The sequence below is a fragment of the Bradyrhizobium sp. genome, from assembly GCF_035273305.1.
GTDB lineage: Bacteria > Pseudomonadota > Alphaproteobacteria > Rhizobiales > Xanthobacteraceae > Bradyrhizobium.
Window position 1 is genome coordinate 1 of the sequence record NZ_DATEPI010000021.1, and the last position, 17,085, is coordinate 17,085.

Annotated in this window: 18 protein-coding genes and 1 pseudogene; 1 reads left to right on the top strand and 18 read right to left on the bottom strand. The window is 60.8% G+C overall.

Annotated features, from left to right (window positions below; genetic code table 11):
* The first annotated feature begins 104 nt into the window (after positions 1-104).
* The gene (locus tag VJV58_RS01415; protein WP_324135525.1) at positions 105-368 is read left to right on the top strand and encodes a hypothetical protein; all 264 of its coding nucleotides are present in this window, start codon (positions 105-107) and stop codon (positions 366-368) included.
* Between the two features lie 448 nt (positions 369-816).
* On the opposite strand, the gene VJV58_RS01420 is transcribed toward VJV58_RS01415, so the two are convergent.
* From VJV58_RS01420 to VJV58_RS01505, 18 genes and pseudogenes are all read right to left on the bottom strand, one after another.
* Positions 817-1,032, bottom strand: a complete 216-nt coding sequence (locus VJV58_RS01420; protein ID WP_324135526.1) for a hypothetical protein — start codon at positions 1,030-1,032, stop codon at positions 817-819.
* A gap of 87 nt (positions 1,033-1,119) precedes the next feature.
* Positions 1,120-1,344, bottom strand: a complete 225-nt coding sequence (locus tag VJV58_RS01425) for a hypothetical protein (RefSeq protein ID WP_324135527.1) — start codon at positions 1,342-1,344, stop codon at positions 1,120-1,122.
* A gap of 169 nt (positions 1,345-1,513) precedes the next feature.
* Positions 1,514-1,741: a hypothetical protein gene (locus VJV58_RS01430; protein ID WP_324135528.1), complete on the bottom strand. Its 228-nt coding sequence runs from the start codon at positions 1,739-1,741 to the stop codon at positions 1,514-1,516.
* A gap of 1,065 nt (positions 1,742-2,806) precedes the next feature.
* The gene (locus tag VJV58_RS01435; RefSeq protein ID WP_324135530.1) at positions 2,807-3,184 is read right to left on the bottom strand and encodes a DUF6894 family protein; all 378 of its coding nucleotides are present in this window, start codon (positions 3,182-3,184) and stop codon (positions 2,807-2,809) included.
* A gap of 203 nt (positions 3,185-3,387) precedes the next feature.
* A complete protein-coding gene (gene der, locus VJV58_RS01440; protein ID WP_324135531.1) occupies positions 3,388-4,773 on the bottom strand; it encodes a ribosome biogenesis GTPase Der in 1,386 nt (461 codons plus the stop codon).
* Between the two features lie 147 nt (positions 4,774-4,920).
* Positions 4,921-5,511 (bottom strand): hypothetical protein, encoded by a 591-nt coding sequence (locus tag VJV58_RS01445; RefSeq protein ID WP_324135532.1) that lies wholly within the window; start codon positions 5,509-5,511, stop codon positions 4,921-4,923.
* 5 nt (positions 5,512-5,516) lie between these two features.
* Entirely contained in the window at positions 5,517-6,170 is a 654-nt protein-coding gene (locus VJV58_RS01450; protein WP_324135533.1) for a tetratricopeptide repeat protein, read from the bottom strand.
* A gap of 187 nt (positions 6,171-6,357) precedes the next feature.
* Positions 6,358-7,962 (bottom strand): class I adenylate-forming enzyme family protein, encoded by a 1,605-nt coding sequence (locus VJV58_RS01455; RefSeq protein WP_324135534.1) that lies wholly within the window; start codon positions 7,960-7,962, stop codon positions 6,358-6,360.
* 11 nt (positions 7,963-7,973) lie between these two features.
* Complete coding sequence (locus tag VJV58_RS01460) at positions 7,974-8,576, bottom strand: NnrU family protein (RefSeq protein WP_324135535.1); 603 nt, start codon at positions 8,574-8,576, stop codon at positions 7,974-7,976.
* 136 nt (positions 8,577-8,712) lie between these two features.
* Positions 8,713-9,321, bottom strand: coding sequence for a hypothetical protein (locus VJV58_RS01465; protein ID WP_324135536.1), 609 nt, complete (start codon positions 9,319-9,321; stop codon positions 8,713-8,715).
* A 105-nt stretch (positions 9,322-9,426) separates the two neighbouring features.
* The gene (locus tag VJV58_RS01470) at positions 9,427-11,043 is read right to left on the bottom strand and encodes a peptide chain release factor 3 (RefSeq protein WP_324135537.1); all 1,617 of its coding nucleotides are present in this window, start codon (positions 11,041-11,043) and stop codon (positions 9,427-9,429) included.
* A gap of 97 nt (positions 11,044-11,140) precedes the next feature.
* Entirely contained in the window at positions 11,141-12,145 is a 1,005-nt protein-coding gene (locus VJV58_RS01475) for an anion permease (protein ID WP_324135538.1), read from the bottom strand.
* 14 nt (positions 12,146-12,159) lie between these two features.
* A complete protein-coding gene (locus tag VJV58_RS01480; RefSeq protein WP_324135539.1) occupies positions 12,160-12,804 on the bottom strand; it encodes a DUF47 domain-containing protein in 645 nt (214 codons plus the stop codon).
* 153 nt (positions 12,805-12,957) lie between these two features.
* The gene (locus VJV58_RS01485; RefSeq protein WP_324135540.1) at positions 12,958-13,926 is read right to left on the bottom strand and encodes a branched-chain amino acid ABC transporter permease; all 969 of its coding nucleotides are present in this window, start codon (positions 13,924-13,926) and stop codon (positions 12,958-12,960) included.
* Position 13,927: 1 nt separating this feature from the next.
* Entirely contained in the window at positions 13,928-14,791 is an 864-nt protein-coding gene (locus tag VJV58_RS01490; protein WP_324135542.1) for a branched-chain amino acid ABC transporter permease, read from the bottom strand.
* A 93-nt stretch (positions 14,792-14,884) separates the two neighbouring features.
* Positions 14,885-16,105: an ABC transporter substrate-binding protein gene (locus VJV58_RS01495; RefSeq protein WP_324135543.1), complete on the bottom strand. Its 1,221-nt coding sequence runs from the start codon at positions 16,103-16,105 to the stop codon at positions 14,885-14,887.
* Between the two features lie 31 nt (positions 16,106-16,136).
* Positions 16,137-16,892 carry an ABC transporter ATP-binding protein gene (locus VJV58_RS01500; protein WP_324135544.1) on the bottom strand — a complete coding sequence of 252 codons (756 nt, stop codon included), beginning with the start codon at positions 16,890-16,892 and terminating at the stop codon, positions 16,137-16,139.
* Positions 16,885-17,085, bottom strand: a pseudogene (locus tag VJV58_RS01505) (ABC transporter ATP-binding protein); the annotation flags it as partial. The gene VJV58_RS01500 and the pseudogene VJV58_RS01505, both read right to left, overlap by 8 nt.

The window sequence follows — 17,085 nt, forward strand, 5'->3', positions numbered from 1 at the left end:
GCGAAGCGCCGGGTGGGGTTTGCGTCATACACACGAACAGCCCCCCACCCTGCACATCGTCCGCTCCGCTCACGATCTGCTTTCCCTCCCCACGGGGAGGACGGATGAAGACCGGCGATGGCGTGGCACTGTACACAACGACAGGCTCGCATATTTACAGCACACCTCCGCGTTCCCGCTGCGGCATCCGCCCGAGTTTTGCCCGTCATGAAGCGCATCTGGAAATTCAGAGGGCGCAGGGAATGCCGGGCGCTCGACGCGCCCGCAGCCTCGTGTGCAAAATAAAAAAGCACACGAGCGTAGTCACCACGGTCACACCGAAATCATCCGGCATTCCCCGCGCGACGGTTTTACGGTTTATAACGTGATCTCCCCGGTGATCGGGCTTGTTGTCACCGTCGCCAGCGGGATACTTCCCGCCAACTTGACGCCAGCGTCGAGGCGTCAGAACCACACGACTTCGCCGTCCGCATTCGTGCAGTTCGTCCACGGCACGTCAGCGTCCATCGCATCCTGCGCCCAACGTTCGTGACGATCGCGAAACGCCCCTCGATTTGGGACAGGATGATTTGCTCTCTATTCCTGCGTCTAGCGGACCGTCAAGCGGTGATTTCTGGAATTCCGAATTAAAGGGCCGTTTCTTATCTCTCCCATCTTTATGGGCGAGACGGGCAGAGCTCGCTCTGGGGTGCCGCCAAGCGCCGGGTGGGTTGGCGCGCATGTGTACGCGCGAATACCTTGCTGCAGCCTACTGCAGTCCACTCCCGAGTAATTTCCGCACCGCGCCGGCGGCCGAGGCGGCGCAGGAAGCTGCCATTACTTCGGCTTGCGGTGGTCTCGGACGATCGACGTCTTGGGATCGTAGGAACTCTTGACCGGCGGCCGTGGGTTCACGATCTGGCCGCGTTGATCCGTGTCAGGCACCTGTGGGCCGAGCGGACGAGATTGAGCGCTAACGCTCAAGGCGAATAACACCGCCGCCACGCCGGCGGCGACGCGAATGTTTCGATCAGACGGGACTAACACCGACATCCTGGTTTCCTTTTTGAAGTGAGGGCTACCGCCGCGGGTGCGTTTGCACGCGGAGTTGAGAACGCGAACAAACGAGTGCGAGCGCGATCAGCTTACCGGCTTCGGCGGCCTGGGCGTGCGGTGATCGCGAATGGTCGCTTTGGTCGGATCGTAAGTGCCCTTGCCGGGCGGTTTTGCGGCCTGACCACGATGATCGCGGTCCGTCGGCACCGTGACAGGGCGAGCTACTGCGCCAACGCTCAAGGCGAATAACACCGCCGCCACGCCGGCGGCGACGCGAATGGTTCGATCAGTCGGGATTAACACAGACATTCTGATTTCCTTTTGCATGGCGTGAGTTGAAAAAGTGGCGGGCGAACGAGAACTGCGTGTGGGCGTGATACGCGCTGTCATTGCGAGGCGCGGAAGCGACGAAGCAATCCATTGTTCACGCCATGGATTGCTTCGCTTGCGCTCGCAATGATTGCACCGATGCCGCGAATTACTGTCGCTTTCCAGCGTTCGGTATCGCGCTGGCGCCGGAGCCGACCGGGGTGCGATGGTCGCGAACGACGGATTTGGCCGGATCATAGCTGCTCGTTACAGGCTTATGATAACGACCGCCACCACCGTAACCGCCAGCGGCGGCGCCTACGGTCAGCCCCAACAGGATCGTGGCCGTGATGGCGACGATGCGAAAGTTTCGATCACGCGAATTTATCCGAGACATTCTGGTTTCCTTTTGCATCGTCTTAGTCGGCGGGCGGAGTTTCTCAAAAGCTCGCATGAGAACGCGATCGAGCTAGAGCGAAGCGGCGGATAGCGATGGTTTGCCATCCGCCGTGTTCGTTAGATCAGGTTGAATGTGAACCTAAGATGATCGCTAAGGTTGAACTTGGGTCGTAGCCCCCCTCATTGGGCTTTGGTCGGCGGCTTAGCGGGATCTCTTCCACCGCCCGGAGTGGGCCCTGGCGCAGGAGCTGGCGCGGGCGGCTTGGTCGGCGCGGGAGCAGCACCGCCCGACGCGGGAGGCGCGGGTGGCGCCGGTGGCTTGGTGGGCGCTGGCGCAGCACCGCCTGCCGCGGGCATTCCGCCCTGCTCGGTCGGGGGCTTTTTTACCGGGGGCAACGGTCCGCGGATCTTGCCCGGATAGGGGTACCAACGCTTGTGCCTGTGATGTTTATACGATCCATACTTTTCTCCGACGATAATCGGCCCATGACTAATACGGATCTTGGATGATTTTGAATGGCCGTGACCATTACGGGCAAACGCCGCATCGCTCGAACCAATAAGAATGCCTACGAGGCCGACGAGCGCCAGCGCTCGCAGCATCGCATGAGAAATTTTTGACCAGTGCATCAAGTGCTCCATTTTCTGTGCCGGCAGGACGCATCCTCCAGCTCGGGTATCGAGCTGGTTGGCGCGATCGTAATTTCGCGATTGCAATTGCCTGAGTTGCCGCGCGATGCGCCATCGTGTTGCGCACCGAACGATTAACGAAGGGGCGTCGGAAGCGCGTCATCCGAACGGAGGAGCAAAACGCCTTTGCGAACCAATTCTGGTTCGCTGGTGCAATTCGGCGACAGGCCTGGAGGGCTTTCAGCGGCGCGCCGTGCGATTGCCTTCACGGTTGCGCCAACCATGATGTGCGCTCATCAAGGGGATAAGTTCTGACCATTGAGGCGCACGCGAGGACCTAATCGGTTCTGATTGATCAGAATCGAGCTCCTATATTTCACACACGTTTTCTTCACGCGAACCGGCGTCCACTTCGTTCGAAAACGCTCTGGATTTATTCAGCCGTCGTTGCGGCCGGAGATGAGCGCAGCGCAGGGTTCGCAAAGCGGTGGACCTCGGCTTCCGGCAACGTGGCCGGCGCCGGCGCCTGCGGATCGATGGAGGCGCGGTAAAGCTCGGCTCCGCCATCATCCCTGACGCGTATCCAACTGCCGCTGTTTCGCAGCTCGGATCGGGTGATCAGAAGGTCCCGCGCCAGTTCGTCGGCGGCGGCCGTGGCGCCAGCGGCGTGCTCGAACGACATTCCACCGGGGTCGAGGACAACATAGCGGTCGTGGAACAGATCGAAAAAGTAGCGAGGCATAGTCACGACACCATTGGGATCACCGGGGCTGAAGGCGACATGCACGTCCGTAGCGATCGGTTCACGCACGCGCACGACTTCGCCCGGCGCTCGATGCCGGCGAACGGCCTGGCTCGCCCGAGAGGTCAAGCAAGCAAGCCGCCACCCGTTGGCTCGTGAGGGGCGATCGCGAATCTATAGCGGGGGGACGCACGCCTCGCCCCATCCGAACGAGGGAGGCGCGCGTGAAAAATCCGGGGTGGCTAACAAGATTCGCACAAGCAGCAATCTAATTACGACGGCCGCTTCCGCTTATGCGCAAACGGATTGGCTTTTTCGCGCAGCGCAATCCGCACCGGCGTGCCCGGCAGCTCGAAATAGTCACGCAACGAATTGACGAGGTAGCGCAGATAGGATTGCGGGACGGCATCGGCGCGCGAGCAGAACAGCACGAAGCTCGGCGGCCGCGCCTTGGCTTGCGTGATGTAGTTCAGCTTGAGCCGCCGGCCCGATACCGCCGGGGGTGGATTGGCGTCCACGGCCTGCTCGAACCATCGGTTGAGCGAAGCGGTCGGGATTCGCTTGTTCCAGATCGCATAGGCACCTTCGATCGCACTCATCAGCCGGTCGATCCCCTCGCCCATCAATCCGGAGACCGCGACAATAGGCACGCCCCTGACCTGCGGCAGCCAGTGATCGGCCTCGCCGCGCAGCGCCGAGATCAGGTTCGACCGACCGCCCATCAAGTCCCATTTATTGACGGCAATCACCAGCGCCCTGCCCTCGCGTTCGATCAGGTCGGCGATGCGCAGGTCCTGCTCCTCGAACTTGTTCTGCGCGTCCATCATCAGCACGACGACCTCGGCGAAGCGCACCGCACGCAGCGCGTCCGCGACCGAAAGCTTCTCCAGCTTCTCTTCGATGCGCGAGCGCCGCCGCAGGCCGGCAGTATCGAACACGCGAAAATCACGGTCCTGCCAATTGATCTCTACCGATATCGAATCGCGCGTGGTGCCGGCTTCGGCGCTGGTCAACAGCCGCTCCTCGCCGAGCAGATGATTGATCAGCGTCGATTTGCCGGCGTTGGGACGGCCGACGATGGCAACGCGGATCGGCCGTTTCGCGATCTCCTCATCGCTATCGATGACCTCATCATCGTCGAACGCCTCGCTTTCCGGGATCGCATCGGGCATCAAGCCGCGCAGCGCGTCGTATAGTTCGCTCAGGCCTTCGCCGTGCTCGGCCGAGATCTGGACCGGCTCGCCGAGGCCAAGCGCGTAGGCTTCCATCGCACCCGCGTCGCCCTGGTTGCCCTCGCTCTTGTTGGCAACTAGGACCACCGGCTTGTCGGCGCGGCGGGCAAAGTCCGCGAACGCGCTGTCGTTCGGCGTCAGCCCCGCGCGCGCGTCGATCACGAACATCAGGGCGTCGGCAAGGCTGATCGCGGCTTCCGTTTGCTCCTGCATCCGCGCGGTGAGCGACCCCTTCGCGCCTTCATCGAGGCCCGCCGTATCAATGATGGTGAATTCGAGATCGCCGAGCCGCGCCTCGCCTTCGCGGCGGTCGCGGGTCACGCCGGGCTCGTCGTCGACCAGCGCAAGCTTCTGCCCGACCAGGCGGTTGAACAGCGTCGATTTGCCGACATTGGGGCGACCGATGATGGCGATGGTGAAAGGCATAAACGATCCCGGCGCCTGTTATGCGCGTAGAACAAGCTGCGCACCGTTCCCGTGCGAAATCCAATCCAGGCTCATGGCGTACACTGATCCGCTGAAGAATACGCGCAAGATTATCGAAACTCGCCAGCCAAAGTGGCGAGCCGCAAATCAGCGCGTGAAGGTCCCGCCGGGGAGCGGGGCTGGAAATGGCGTCGCCGATTGTTGCGGCTGTTGCTGCGCCGACTGCGCGGGAGGTGCGCCTTGCACGTCGGGTTGGTCGGGTGACGGAGCGGTGGTGCGCTTGCGGGCGATACGCTTCGGCTTGGGCGCCGGCGGGGCAGCGGCGGTGCTGCCATCCTCCTCAGGCACGGCATCTGCGTCCGGCGCGGCGGCCGTGTCCTGCGCAGGCGCGGCGCGGGCCGCAGCCGGCGGCTTGCTTTTGGCCTTGGACTTCGAGGCGTGTTTCGATTTCGGCTCCTCCACGGGAGCGGCGGCAGCAGCGGCAGCGGCATCGGCGTTCTGCTGGTTGAGCTGCTCTTGTGCCGCGCCTTTGTACAATTCCTTCGGCACGCCCTGTTCCATGCCCGGCACACCGTCAGGGAAGACGGGCTTGCGCTCGCCCGGCAACTTCTTCTTGGTGTCGAGGAAATCGAGCAGATCGCTCGGGTCCCAGTTCGACATGCTGCTGGAGCAGCCACCCAGCGCCCCCGAGAGAGCAACGAGCACCGTAGCTGCGATCAGGCGTTGCGAGCGGCGCATGATGTTCAGCTCTTCGCGACTGGTGGAAGCAGCGCCTGCAGGGCCTCGGCACGGGAACGCAGGGATGGCGGCGTCTCGCCGTCGCTGGCGATCACATCCAGCCACTTCCGGGTCGCCGTGGGATCATTGGCGTGCCATGCGGACAACGCCAGCAGCTCGCGCGCGGTATGCCGAAAGGTCGCGCTGGGCGCGGCTAACGGCTCAAGACGCGTGACCATGTTCGGATAGCTGGTTTTTTCGAGCATCAGGCCAGCAGCGCGGATTTTTGCGAGCTCCCGCATATCCCCGCCGACGCTGCTGTCGGCGGCAATGTCATCGTACATTTTGGCCGCCGCTTGCGGATCGCTGACTGCAACTTCGGCCGCCGCGCGCATCCGCGCCAGCATGCGATAGCCCCACGGCGCTTTGGCGGCCACATCATTGAAGGCCGCTTCCGCCTCACTATGCTTATTCTGTTCGGAGAGCTCGATCGCTTTGTCGAAGGCCGCGCCTATCTCGGCCGCCTTCTTGGCCTCCAGATACTGGTAACCGCGCCAGCCCCCGACCCCGGCAATGATCAGCAGCGCGCCGGCGATTATAAAGATCGAATATTGATCCCAGAGCTTCTTGAGCTGGTCGCGACGTACTTCCTCGTCGACTTCGTCAAATAGTTCAGACACTTAAAGATTTCCCATGCCCGATGGACGTGAGCCAAATCCGCTGGCCAGCCAGACGCCCGATCCCACGTGGCGGGCGATACTCTAGCGATATGGCGTTGGCAAGGCAAAGTCAGCCGGATCAACGTGTTAAACCCGGCGAGAGCCACGTCAAAACCGGCCGGGAGGCCGCGATCCCGAGGCCCCGTTGCTATTTCTGCGCCTGAGCCCAGTGCTCCCGAAGCTGGCGCTTCATCACCTTGCCATTGGCGTTGCGCGGCAGCGGCACTGTTGTCAGCGCCATTGTCTCCGGCACCTTGTAGTCGGAGAGCTGCCCGGCGCACCAAAGGCGCAGCGTCTGTTCGCTCGCCCCGGCGTTACGGACCACGATCACCGCGTGGACGCGTTCGCCCAACACCGGACACGGCTTGGCGATCACCGCGCTCTCGAGGACATCGGGATGGCCGGCAAGCACCGATTCAACTTCGGCGGAATAAATCTTGAGCCCGCCCCGGTTTATCATGTCCTTCTGGCGATCGAACACGCGCACCAAATTGTCCGCGTCGATCGAACCGAGATCGCCGGAGTGCCAATATCCAGCGGTAAAGCTCTCGCGCGTTGCCGTCGGGTTGTTCCAGTAACCCTTGATGACCGAACCGCTCCGAATCCAGATCTCGCCGATTTCACCGCGCGGAAGCTCGCGGCCGTTCGCGTCCATCACGATGATATCCGCGCCGGGACACGGCAGGCCGACGCTGTCGAGATGCGCGGCTGTCAACTCGGGCGGCATGATGGTTGAAGGTGAAGTGGTTTCAGTCGAACCATAGGCGTTGACAAGCTTGAGACCGGGAATCTTCGCCGCCAACTGTTCGATGGTTGCAATCGGCATCGGCGCGCCGCCATATCCTCCAATTCGCCAAGACGACAGATCGTAGGCGTCGAAGTCGGCCTGCAGCAGGCAAAGATTGTACATGGCCGGTACCATTACCGTCTGCGTCACGCGTTCGCGCGCGGCGACCTTGAGATAATCTGCCGCCTTGAACTCGGGAACGATAATCAGCGCGCCCGCGCAACGGGCCATGCTCATGATATTGGCCACCACGCCCGTCACATGCGCGAGCGGGACCGCGGCGATCGAGCGGTCGGTGGCTTTCAGCTCCATGCAAGCTTCATAGACCATCGCGGAATGAGTGATGTTGCAATGGGCGAGCATTGCGCCCTTGGGCCGCCCGGTGGTGCCGGATGTGTAGAGGATCATCGCGGTGTCTTCTTCCGCGACAGTAGTGGCTGGCTGCGAAGGCGTGTTGTCCATCAAGTCGGAGAAGCGCGAAATGCTTTGGTCGTCATCGACCGCGAACCGGTGGAGCAGATCGGGAACGTCGCAGCCACTCGGCAAACGGTCGACCAGCGCTGCCTCATGGATAAGCAGCGTCGCACCGCAGTCAGCCAGCACGTAGGCAATTTCCGGCTTTTGCTGGCGCGTGCTGAGCAGAACCGTGACGAGGCCGAGATGCGCCGCGCCAAACAGCGCAAGCACGAATTCGATGCGGTTGCCGAGTAGCACCGCGATCCGGTCTCCGCTTTGCAAACCCATCTTGCGCAATCCCGCTGCGAGCCTGGCCGAGTGTTGCTCGACTTCACGCCAGCTCATCCGGGTGCTGCCGCACACCAACGCCTCGCCGTCTGGATTTGTTGCCGCTGCCGTGGAGATCATTTCCCAAAGGCTTTTCGGCCGTTCACAAAAGGCCGGGACGACGCGGTCTCCGAACCGCGCCTCGAGATGCATGGGAGGAATCGGATGTTGCGACCAGTCCATCACGCGCCTCGTTAGACACCCACCACGGGCACGCCGATCACGATGGGATGGAATGCGAAGGCGAGCGCCAGGTACGCCACCAGCCCGACCGCCACCGCGATCAGGTCGTTGCCAAGGCCTCCGACCGGGATCGGGGGCGCGCCAGGATCGGTGCGTCGCTTCAGGGAAATCCGATCGAACACCGACCAACCCAGGAACGAGCCGAACAGGATAATCGAGCCGAGGTCGCCATTCGCAAGCAGGTGCCCGGCCGCCCAAAGCTTGACCCCGGCGAGCATTGGATGCTTCAGCATGGTGTAGATGCGGCCGCGGATATAGGCCGCCACAACCAGGATGACCGCCGGCAACATCAGCCCGACCGTGATGTGTTTCAGGACCTTAAGCGCTTCCGGCGAACACCACCTCTCCCATACGTCGATCATGCCGGCTGCCCGGTAATGGCCAAAGCCCCACGCGATCAGCGCAAGACCGCCAATGGATACCAGTGCGTAGCCGAGCTTGTAGCCCCCCTCACCCGACGCGGCGATCACTCGTGAGCGTACTTCGCGTTGCGTGGTGAGCGTGTGGGCGCCAAAGAACAGCACGAGGCCGAGAATCATCACCACCAGTCCCACGATGTTCTCCTCCGCGCTCGCTTGACGACCTCGCGTAACATTTTAGCCGTTGCGCCCGCAATCGATCAAACCCGACGTAGTCTCGTAATTTCGGCGTTCGCGCCTGGCAAGCACGTCCGTGGTACAGCGGCGCACCTCACGGCCTTGCTGATGATTTGCGAAGGTCCCTATTATCGACGTAGCGGATGGCAATCGGACGGCCCGCGAGTGCACCACCGAGCCCGGTGGTGAATTTAAGCGGCATGCAGGCTTCCAGTGAGCTGCTGATCGACTTTAGATACGCGTCCCGAATCTCCCCAGGCGTTCCCGCGCTGGCGTAGGTCACGCGGGGGGACCCGATCATCTCGCCCGAGCGCTTGAAGCTGAATCGCACCGTCATCTGCATGCCATCGCGAGCCGTATCCAACGGCGGCGGCGACCAGCAGGACCGCAGCTCCGAGAACAGGTCGCCGATCGTGTTGAGATCGTGATTGGGTTTTCGGTAATTTGCATCCTGGTCGCGCGGCGGCACGCTTTCGATGGTGAGTTGCAAGTTCTCCCCGACGGGATAATCGATTTCGGGAATGCAGGGCCCATGATCGAAAACACTGCAGAACGAGGGCGTGCAGGGCCGCCTGCTCAACACACTGCAAGGTGCATGGGAGAACGGCGTCGCATCAATATGGTGACGCCGCCGCGCCTCGGCGGACCCCGCGAAAATTATCCCGACCAGGACTAAAAATGAGAGAAGGATGCGCCGAGCCATCCGCGACCACTCGCAGTTGCACGATAAATGCGAGATGATGGCGACGGCGGACGCCGTCAAGCCCAAGTCGGCCCCACGAAAACGTTTTCACGATCGGTGGCAGCCTCACGCCTGCCGCTTCACGTCCTTGATGCTGGAAAAAACAATGCCTTCGGCGCGTTCCCTCGTGTAGCCGAGGTAGAACTCATTTTTTGCGAGGAATACCGGATCGCCGTCAACGTCATCGGCGACGCCCGAGCCGTTGGCGGCAATGAACGCCTCGAGCTTCTTGCGATCATCGGCCGAAATCCAGCGCGCCAGCTGAAACTCGGACACTTCGAATTCGACCGGCAGCGCGTATTCCGCATCGAGCCGCGCCTTAAGAACATCGAGCTGCAGCGGACCGACCACTCCGACCAGTGCGGGAGCGCCGTCGCGCGGGCGAAACACCTGCACGACGCCTTCCTCCGACATTTGCTGCAACGCCTCTTTCAATTTCTTCGCCTTCATCGCGTCGGTCAGCCGCACACGTCGGACGATTTCCGGCGCAAAGCTCGGCACGCCGACGAAGCTGAGGTCCTCGCCTTCGGTCAGCGTGTCACCGATCCGCAGGGTTCCGTGATTGGGAATGCCGACTACATCCCCGGCAAAGGCTTCGTCCGCGAGCGCGCGATCCTGCGCGAAGAAAAATTGCGGGCTGGATAACGACATGTTCTTGCCGGTCCGCACCAGCTTTGCCTTCATGCCGCGGGTGAGCTTGCCGGAGCACAACCTCGCGAACGCGATGCGATCGCGATGATTGGGGTCCATATTAGCTTGGATCTTGAATACGAACGCGCTCATCCGGGGCTCGGCCGCTTGCACCTTTCGCAAGTTGGATTCCTGCGCGCGCGGTGGCGGCGCGAAAGTCCCCAAACCTTCCAGCAGGTCGCCCACCCCGAAATTACGCAACGCGCTGCCGAAATAAACCGGCGTCAGATGGCCCTCGCGAAACGCCTCGGGATCAAACGGCTTGCAGGCTTCCGAGACGAGCGCTAGTTCGTCCTTTATCGCGGCAACATCGAGGTTGGGATTGCGGCCAGCAAGCTCGGCGATGTCGATCTGCAATGCCGCGCCGGTTTTGGCGCCCCCTTCGAGCAGGCGCACGCCGCCGGTCGCCAGATCATAGGTGCCGAGGAAATCGCGGCCGCGCCCGACCGGCCAAGTCATCGGCGTAGTGTCGAGCGCCAATGTCTTTTCGATCTCGTCGAGCAAATCGAAAGTGTCGCGGCTGTCGCGGTCCATCTTGTTGATAAAGGTGATGATCGGAATATCGCGCAGCCGGCAGACCTCGAACAGCTTTCGTGTCCGCGCTTCGATACCTTTAGCGGCGTCGATTACCATGACCGCGGAATCCACAGCCGTCAGCGTGCGATAGGTATCTTCGGAAAAATCTTCGTGGCCCGGCGTGTCCAACAGATTGAACACGACGCCTTCGAACTCGAAGGTCATCACCGACGTAACCACGGAAATTCCGCGCTCGCGCTCGATCTTCATCCAGTCGGAACGGGTGTTCCGGCGCTCGCCCTTGGCCTTGACCTGGCCCGCCAGATTGATGGCGCCGCCGAACAGCAGCAGTTTTTCAGTAAGCGTGGTTTTGCCGGCGTCCGGATGAGAGATGATCGCAAAGGTCCGCCGGCGCGCGACTTCGGCCGCGAGCGGCGAGCGGGATGACTGTTCGGCTGCAATGGCGAGATCGGACATGGGGAAGCGTGTGAGAGGGAAAGGGCACGGGATCAAGAATGACCCGCGCAGCTCCATATAGGAATTGGGCCATTAACTGCCAATCACTGGGTTTCGACTAGGGCACCAGCAGCACCGCCCAGTAGGCCAGCGCCGCCACTCCGGCGGCGGCCGGGATGGTGATAATCCAGGCGTAAACAATCGAACTTGCCACATTCCAGCGAACCGCCGAGACCCGCCTTGCCGCGCCGACGCCGACGATCGCCCCGGTGATGGTATGGGTGGTCGAGACGGGAACACCGAGCCAGGTCGCCATGAACAACGTCGCCGCGCCGCCGGTCTCGGCACAAAACCCCTGCATCGGCGTCAGCTTGGTAATTCTCAATCCCATGGTTCGCACGATCCGCCAGCCGCCCATCAGGGTGCCGAGAGCCATTGCCGCCTGACAAGCCAGCACTACCCAGAACGGCACGTAGAATTCCTTGCCGAGATGTCCCTGCGAATAAAGCAGCACCGCGATGATGCCCATGGTCTTCTGCGCGTCATTTCCGCCATGGCCGAGCGAATAGAGCGACGCCGAGACGAACTGCAGAATGCGGAAAGCACGGTCGACCGCAAAAGGAGTGGAGCGCACCGACGCCCAGGAAACGATCGCAACCAGCCCCATCGCCAACAGGAATCCAACCAACGGCGAGAGCACGATGGCGAGCAGGGTTTTCGATAACCCGCTCCAGACCGCCGCTGATATCCCGGCTTTCGCCATTCCGCCCCCGACCAAGCCGCCGATCAAGGCATGGGAACTGGAGGACGGTATTCCCAGCCCCCACGTAATCAGGTTCCAGACGATCGCGCCAACCAGAGCGGCAAAGATCACCTGGTTGTCGATCACGCTTGGCTCGATGATGCCGGTACCAATGGTATGGGCGACGTGAAGCCCGAAAACCATGAACGCGACGAAGTTGAAGAACGCGGCCCAGAACACGGCGTAGTGCGGGCGCAACACCCGGGTCGATACAATGGTCGCGATCGAGTTGGCGGCGTCGTGCAACCCGTTCAGAAAATCGAATAGCAGCGCGACTGCGATTAATCCCACCAGTATCGGAAGAGCAAGCGTGGCATCCACTGCGCGGTCCTGCCCTATACCTGTTCGATGACGATGCTGTTGATCTCGTTGGCGACGTCATCAAACCTGTCGGCTACCTTCTCGAGATGGTCGTAAATTTCCGCGCCGACGATGAAATCCATGCTGTTGGCGTTACGATGCTTGAGGAAGAGTTCCTTCAGCCCGATGTCATGGAGATCGTCGACCCGGCCTTCCAGCTTGGTCACCTCCTCGGTGATCGACGTCAGCATCGCGACATTCTCGCCGATCGCCTGCAAAAGCGGCAGCGCGCGGCCGACCAGATTAGCGCACTCCACCAGCAACGTTCCCATTTCGCGCATCGGCGGTTCGAAGGTGCGGACCTCGAACAGGATAACGGCCTTCGCGGTCTGCTGCATCTGGTCGATCGCGTCGTCCATCGCCGTGATCAGGTTCTTGATGTCGCCCCGATCGAATGGGGTGATGAACGTCCGGCGTACGGCGGTCAGCACTTCGCGCGTGATGTTGTCGGCATCGTTCTCAAACTGGTTGACGCGCTGGCAAAATACCGGAGTTTCTTCACCGCCCCGCAGCATGCCTTGCAATGCCTGCGCGCCCTGCACCACGGTTTGGGAATGACGGGCGAACAGGTCGAAAAACCGTTCCTCCTTCGGGAGAAGAGCACGAAACCAACGCAGCATCTGAAATGTCCATATCTTGCGGCATTGACCGTGCTAGCCGGCCAGACGGCATCGTCATAGCCCATTTTTCCGGCCATGCGCCTAGACGGCGTGAATGGAACCCTGTCATCCACCACTTTGTAAAAAGGGAGAATTCGTGGAAATACGCCGCACCTACAGGGAGCGCCGGAAATAATGGGCGATTTCCCCGATTACGCCGCGCCGGAACGTCAGCACGCAGATCACAAAGATGGCGCCCTGGATCACGGTGACCCACTGGCCGAAGCCGGCCAGATATTGCTGCATGGCAATGATGACGAACGCGCCCACCACTGGACCGAATATCGTGCCCAAACCACCCACCAGCGTCATGAGGACGATTTCACCGGACATGGTCCAATGCACGTCCGTCAACGACGCATTCTGCGCCACGAATACCTTGAGGGAGCCGGCAAACCCGGCCAGCGTGCCCGAAATGATGTAGGCCAGCAGCTTGTATTGGTCGGTCTTGTAGCCCAGCGAGATCGCGCGCTGCTCGTTTTCGCGGATCGATTTCAGAACCTCGCCGAACGGCGAATTGATGGTGCGAAAGATCAGCAAAAAGCCGAACAGGAATCCGGCGAGAACGACGTAGTAAAGAATGATGGGATTGGAGAGATTGAAAACTCCGAACAGATAACCCTGCGGAATCCCCTGAATGCCATCCTCGCCATGCGTGAACGGCGTCTGCAGATAGATGAAATAAAGCAACTGCGACAGTGCCAGCGTGATCATCGCGAAGTAGATGCCCTGGCGACGAATGGCGACAACTCCGGTAATCACGGCAAGGCCGGCGGCAGCCGCGGTGCCCGCCACGATACCGAGCTCGGGCGACAGTCCCCACACTTTCAGGGCGTGCGCGCTGACGTAGCCGGCGGTGCCCAGGAACATGGCATGGCCGAACGACAGTAAGCCGCCATAGCCGATCAACAGGTTGAAAGCGCAGGCCAATAGCGCAAAGCACAACGCCTGCATCACAAAGAACGGGTAGACCCCAGTCAGCGGCACGACCAGCAGCAGCGCGGTCATGATTCCGAACGCGATCATTTCGTCGTGGATGGCGCGTGGTGTCGCCGGCATTGTGGTGTCGGTCATGGTCGCCATGTCAGGTCGTCCGTCCTGTCAGTCCCGAAGGCTTCACCAGCAGCACCAGCACCATCAACACAAATACCACGGTGTTGGACGCCTCCGGGTAAAAGTACTTAGTCAGGCCCTCGACCACGCCCAGAGTGAACCCGGTGATGATCGAACCCATAATGGAGCCCATGCCGCCGATCACGACCACGGCGAACACGACGATGATCAGATCGGCCCCCATTAACGGCCGCACCTGATTAATGGGCGCCGACAGCACCCCAGCCAATGCGGCAAGGCCAACCCCAAGGCCATAAGTGAGCGTGATCATTCTGGGTACGTTAACGCCGAACGCCCGCACCAAGGTCGGATTTTCTGTGGCGGCGCGCAGATACGCCCCGAGCCGCGTCCGCTCTATCAGGTACCAGGTCAGCAGACAGACAATTAGAGAAAAGACCACGACCCATCCGCGGTAGATCGGCAGAAACATGAATCCAAGGTTCATGCCGCCCTTTAACTCGTCCGGAATCGAATAGGGCAGACCGGAGGATCCGAAGTAGTTCTGGAACACGCCCTGGATGATCAGTGCCAGCCCGAAAGTCAGCAGCAATCCGTACAGATGATCCAGTCCCGAGAGCCATTGCAGCATGGTCCGCTCCAGGATCATGCCGAAAATGCCGACCACAATCGGCGCAATGATCAATGCAGGCCAATAGCCGATGCCAGCCACGTTGAGCAGGAAGTAGGCGACAAAGGCGCCCATCATGTAAACCGCGCCATGGGCGAAGTTGATGATGTTCAGCATGCCGAAGATCACCGCGAGCCCAAGGCTAAGCAGCGCGTAAAACGACCCGTTGATCAGTCCCACTAAAAGCTGCGCGTATAGAGCCTGCATCGATCGATCTTTCGCACTCAGTCCTGCTCGAACGCCCGAAATCTGCCGAGGCGTTCCACGGTCCCGCCGACGTAAGGCCGGCGGGTGCCCTCGCTATTTCTTTACAAGTGGGCAAACACTTTCCGACAACGGCCTGAAAGCCTGGTCGCCCGGAGTGGTTCCGACCAGCTTGTAGTAATCCCACGGACCTTTCGACTCCTCCGGCTTCTTCACCTCGAACAGATACGCCGGATGAATCTTGCGGCCATCGGCCCTGATCGTACCCTTTCCAAACAACGGATCGTCGGTCGGCATTTCCTTCATTTTCGCCACCACCTTGGCACCGTCATGCGGATTGCCGCCCATCGCTTCGAGTGCCTTGAAGTAGTGGACCAGTCCCGAATAGACGCCGGCCTGAACCATGCTCGGCTCGGCCTTATTCTTCATGCGCTCGGAAAACCGCTTCGAGAACGCGCGGGTACCGTCATTCATATCCCAGTAGAACGTTTCGGTGAAGTTCAGCCCCTGCGCTACCTTCAGACCGAGCGAATGGACATCGGTGATGAACAGGAGAAGGCCGGCGAGTTTCTGACCTCCGGCGACAATCCCGAATTCCGACGCCTGTTTGATCGTATTCGTCGTGTCGCCGCCGGCATTGGCCATTCCAATGATCTTGGCTTTTGAGGCCTGCGCCTGCAGCAGGAACGAGGAGAAGTCCGCCGTGTTGAGGGGATGCTTCACCCCACCAATAACCTTGCCGCCCGCCTTCACCACCACCGCCGTGGTGTCGCGTTCCAACGCGGCACCGAATGCGTAGTCGGCAGTCAGGAAGAACCAGGTGTCACCACCGGCTTTGACCAAAGCCTGGCCGGTGCTGTTGGCAAGCATGTAGGTATCGTAAACCCAATGAATGGTGTTCGGAGAGCACTGAGCGTTGGTGAGATCCGACGTTGCGGCGCCGGTATTGATCATGATGGAGTTCTTCTCCCTCACGACGTTGTTGACGGCCAGAGCGACACCTGAGTTCAGCACGTCCATGAAAATGTCGACCTTATCGACATCGATCCATTGCCGCGCAATGTTGGTCGCGATATCCGGCTTATTCTGGTGATCGGCCGAGATCACCTCGATCTTCCAGCCCTTACCCGCCAGCCCGGAATCCTCGACTGCCATCTGCGCAGCCAAAGTCGAGCCGACCCCGCCCAGATCGGAATACAGCCCCGAATTGTCGGTGAGGACTCCGATTTTGATTGTCTTGTCCTGCGCAAAGGCGAGTCCAGTCGCTGCCCATGAGAGCGTGACCGCAACCAACACAGCCGAAATTCTATTTTGCATGTCTACTCCGTGGTCCTGCCTGAAGACGCATTCAGACGCCGAGATAAGTGTGAAGCTTGCTCATGTTGGCTTGTAGATCGGCATTGGCGAACCCGTCGATCACCTTGCCATGTTCGACGATGTAGTACCGGTCCGCGACAGTGGATGCGAACCGGAAATTCTGTTCGACCAGAAGGATGGTGAAACCTTCTTTCTTCAGCCGAGCGATGGTGTGGCCGATCTGCTGGATGATGACCGGGGCGAGCCCTTCGGTCGGCTCGTCCAGCATCAGAAACCGCGCGCCGGTTCGCAGGATCCTTGCGATCGCCAACATCTGCTGTTCGCCGCCGGAGAGTTTGGTGCCCTGGCTCTTCAGCCGCTCCTTCAGGTTCGGAAACAGCTCGAAGATCTGATCCAGCGATAGACCGCCGCTGCGTACAATCGGCGGCAGCAGCAGATTTTCCCGGACATCGAGACTGGCGAATATCCCGCGCTCCTCGGGACAAAATGCGATGCCCTTGCCTGCGATACGGTCCGAGGACGCGCGTATGATCTCCTGACCGTTGAAGCGGACCGAACCCTTCCGCTTGCCGATAATTCCCATGACCGATTTCAACGTCGTGGTCTTGCCGGCACCATTGCGCCCGAGCAGCGTGACCACCTCACCTGCATTCACATCGAAATCGATGCCGTGAAGGATGTGCGACTCGCCGTACCACGCCTCCAGATCACGAACCGCCAGCACCGGCGCGGCCGCGACGGACGTTGTGGCCCTGGTCGTGGGCTCAGCTATTGTCGCCTCAGGCATGCCCTGCTCCCAGGTACGCTTCCTTGACGCGCTCATCCTTGGAAAGATCGGCATAATTGCCTTCGGCAAGCACGTGACCACGCGTCAACACGGTGATGATGTCGGAAAGGTTCGCCACGACGTTCAGATTGTGCTCGACCATCAGGATCGTGTATTTCGCCGAGATGCGCTTGATCAGCGCGGCGATCCGCTC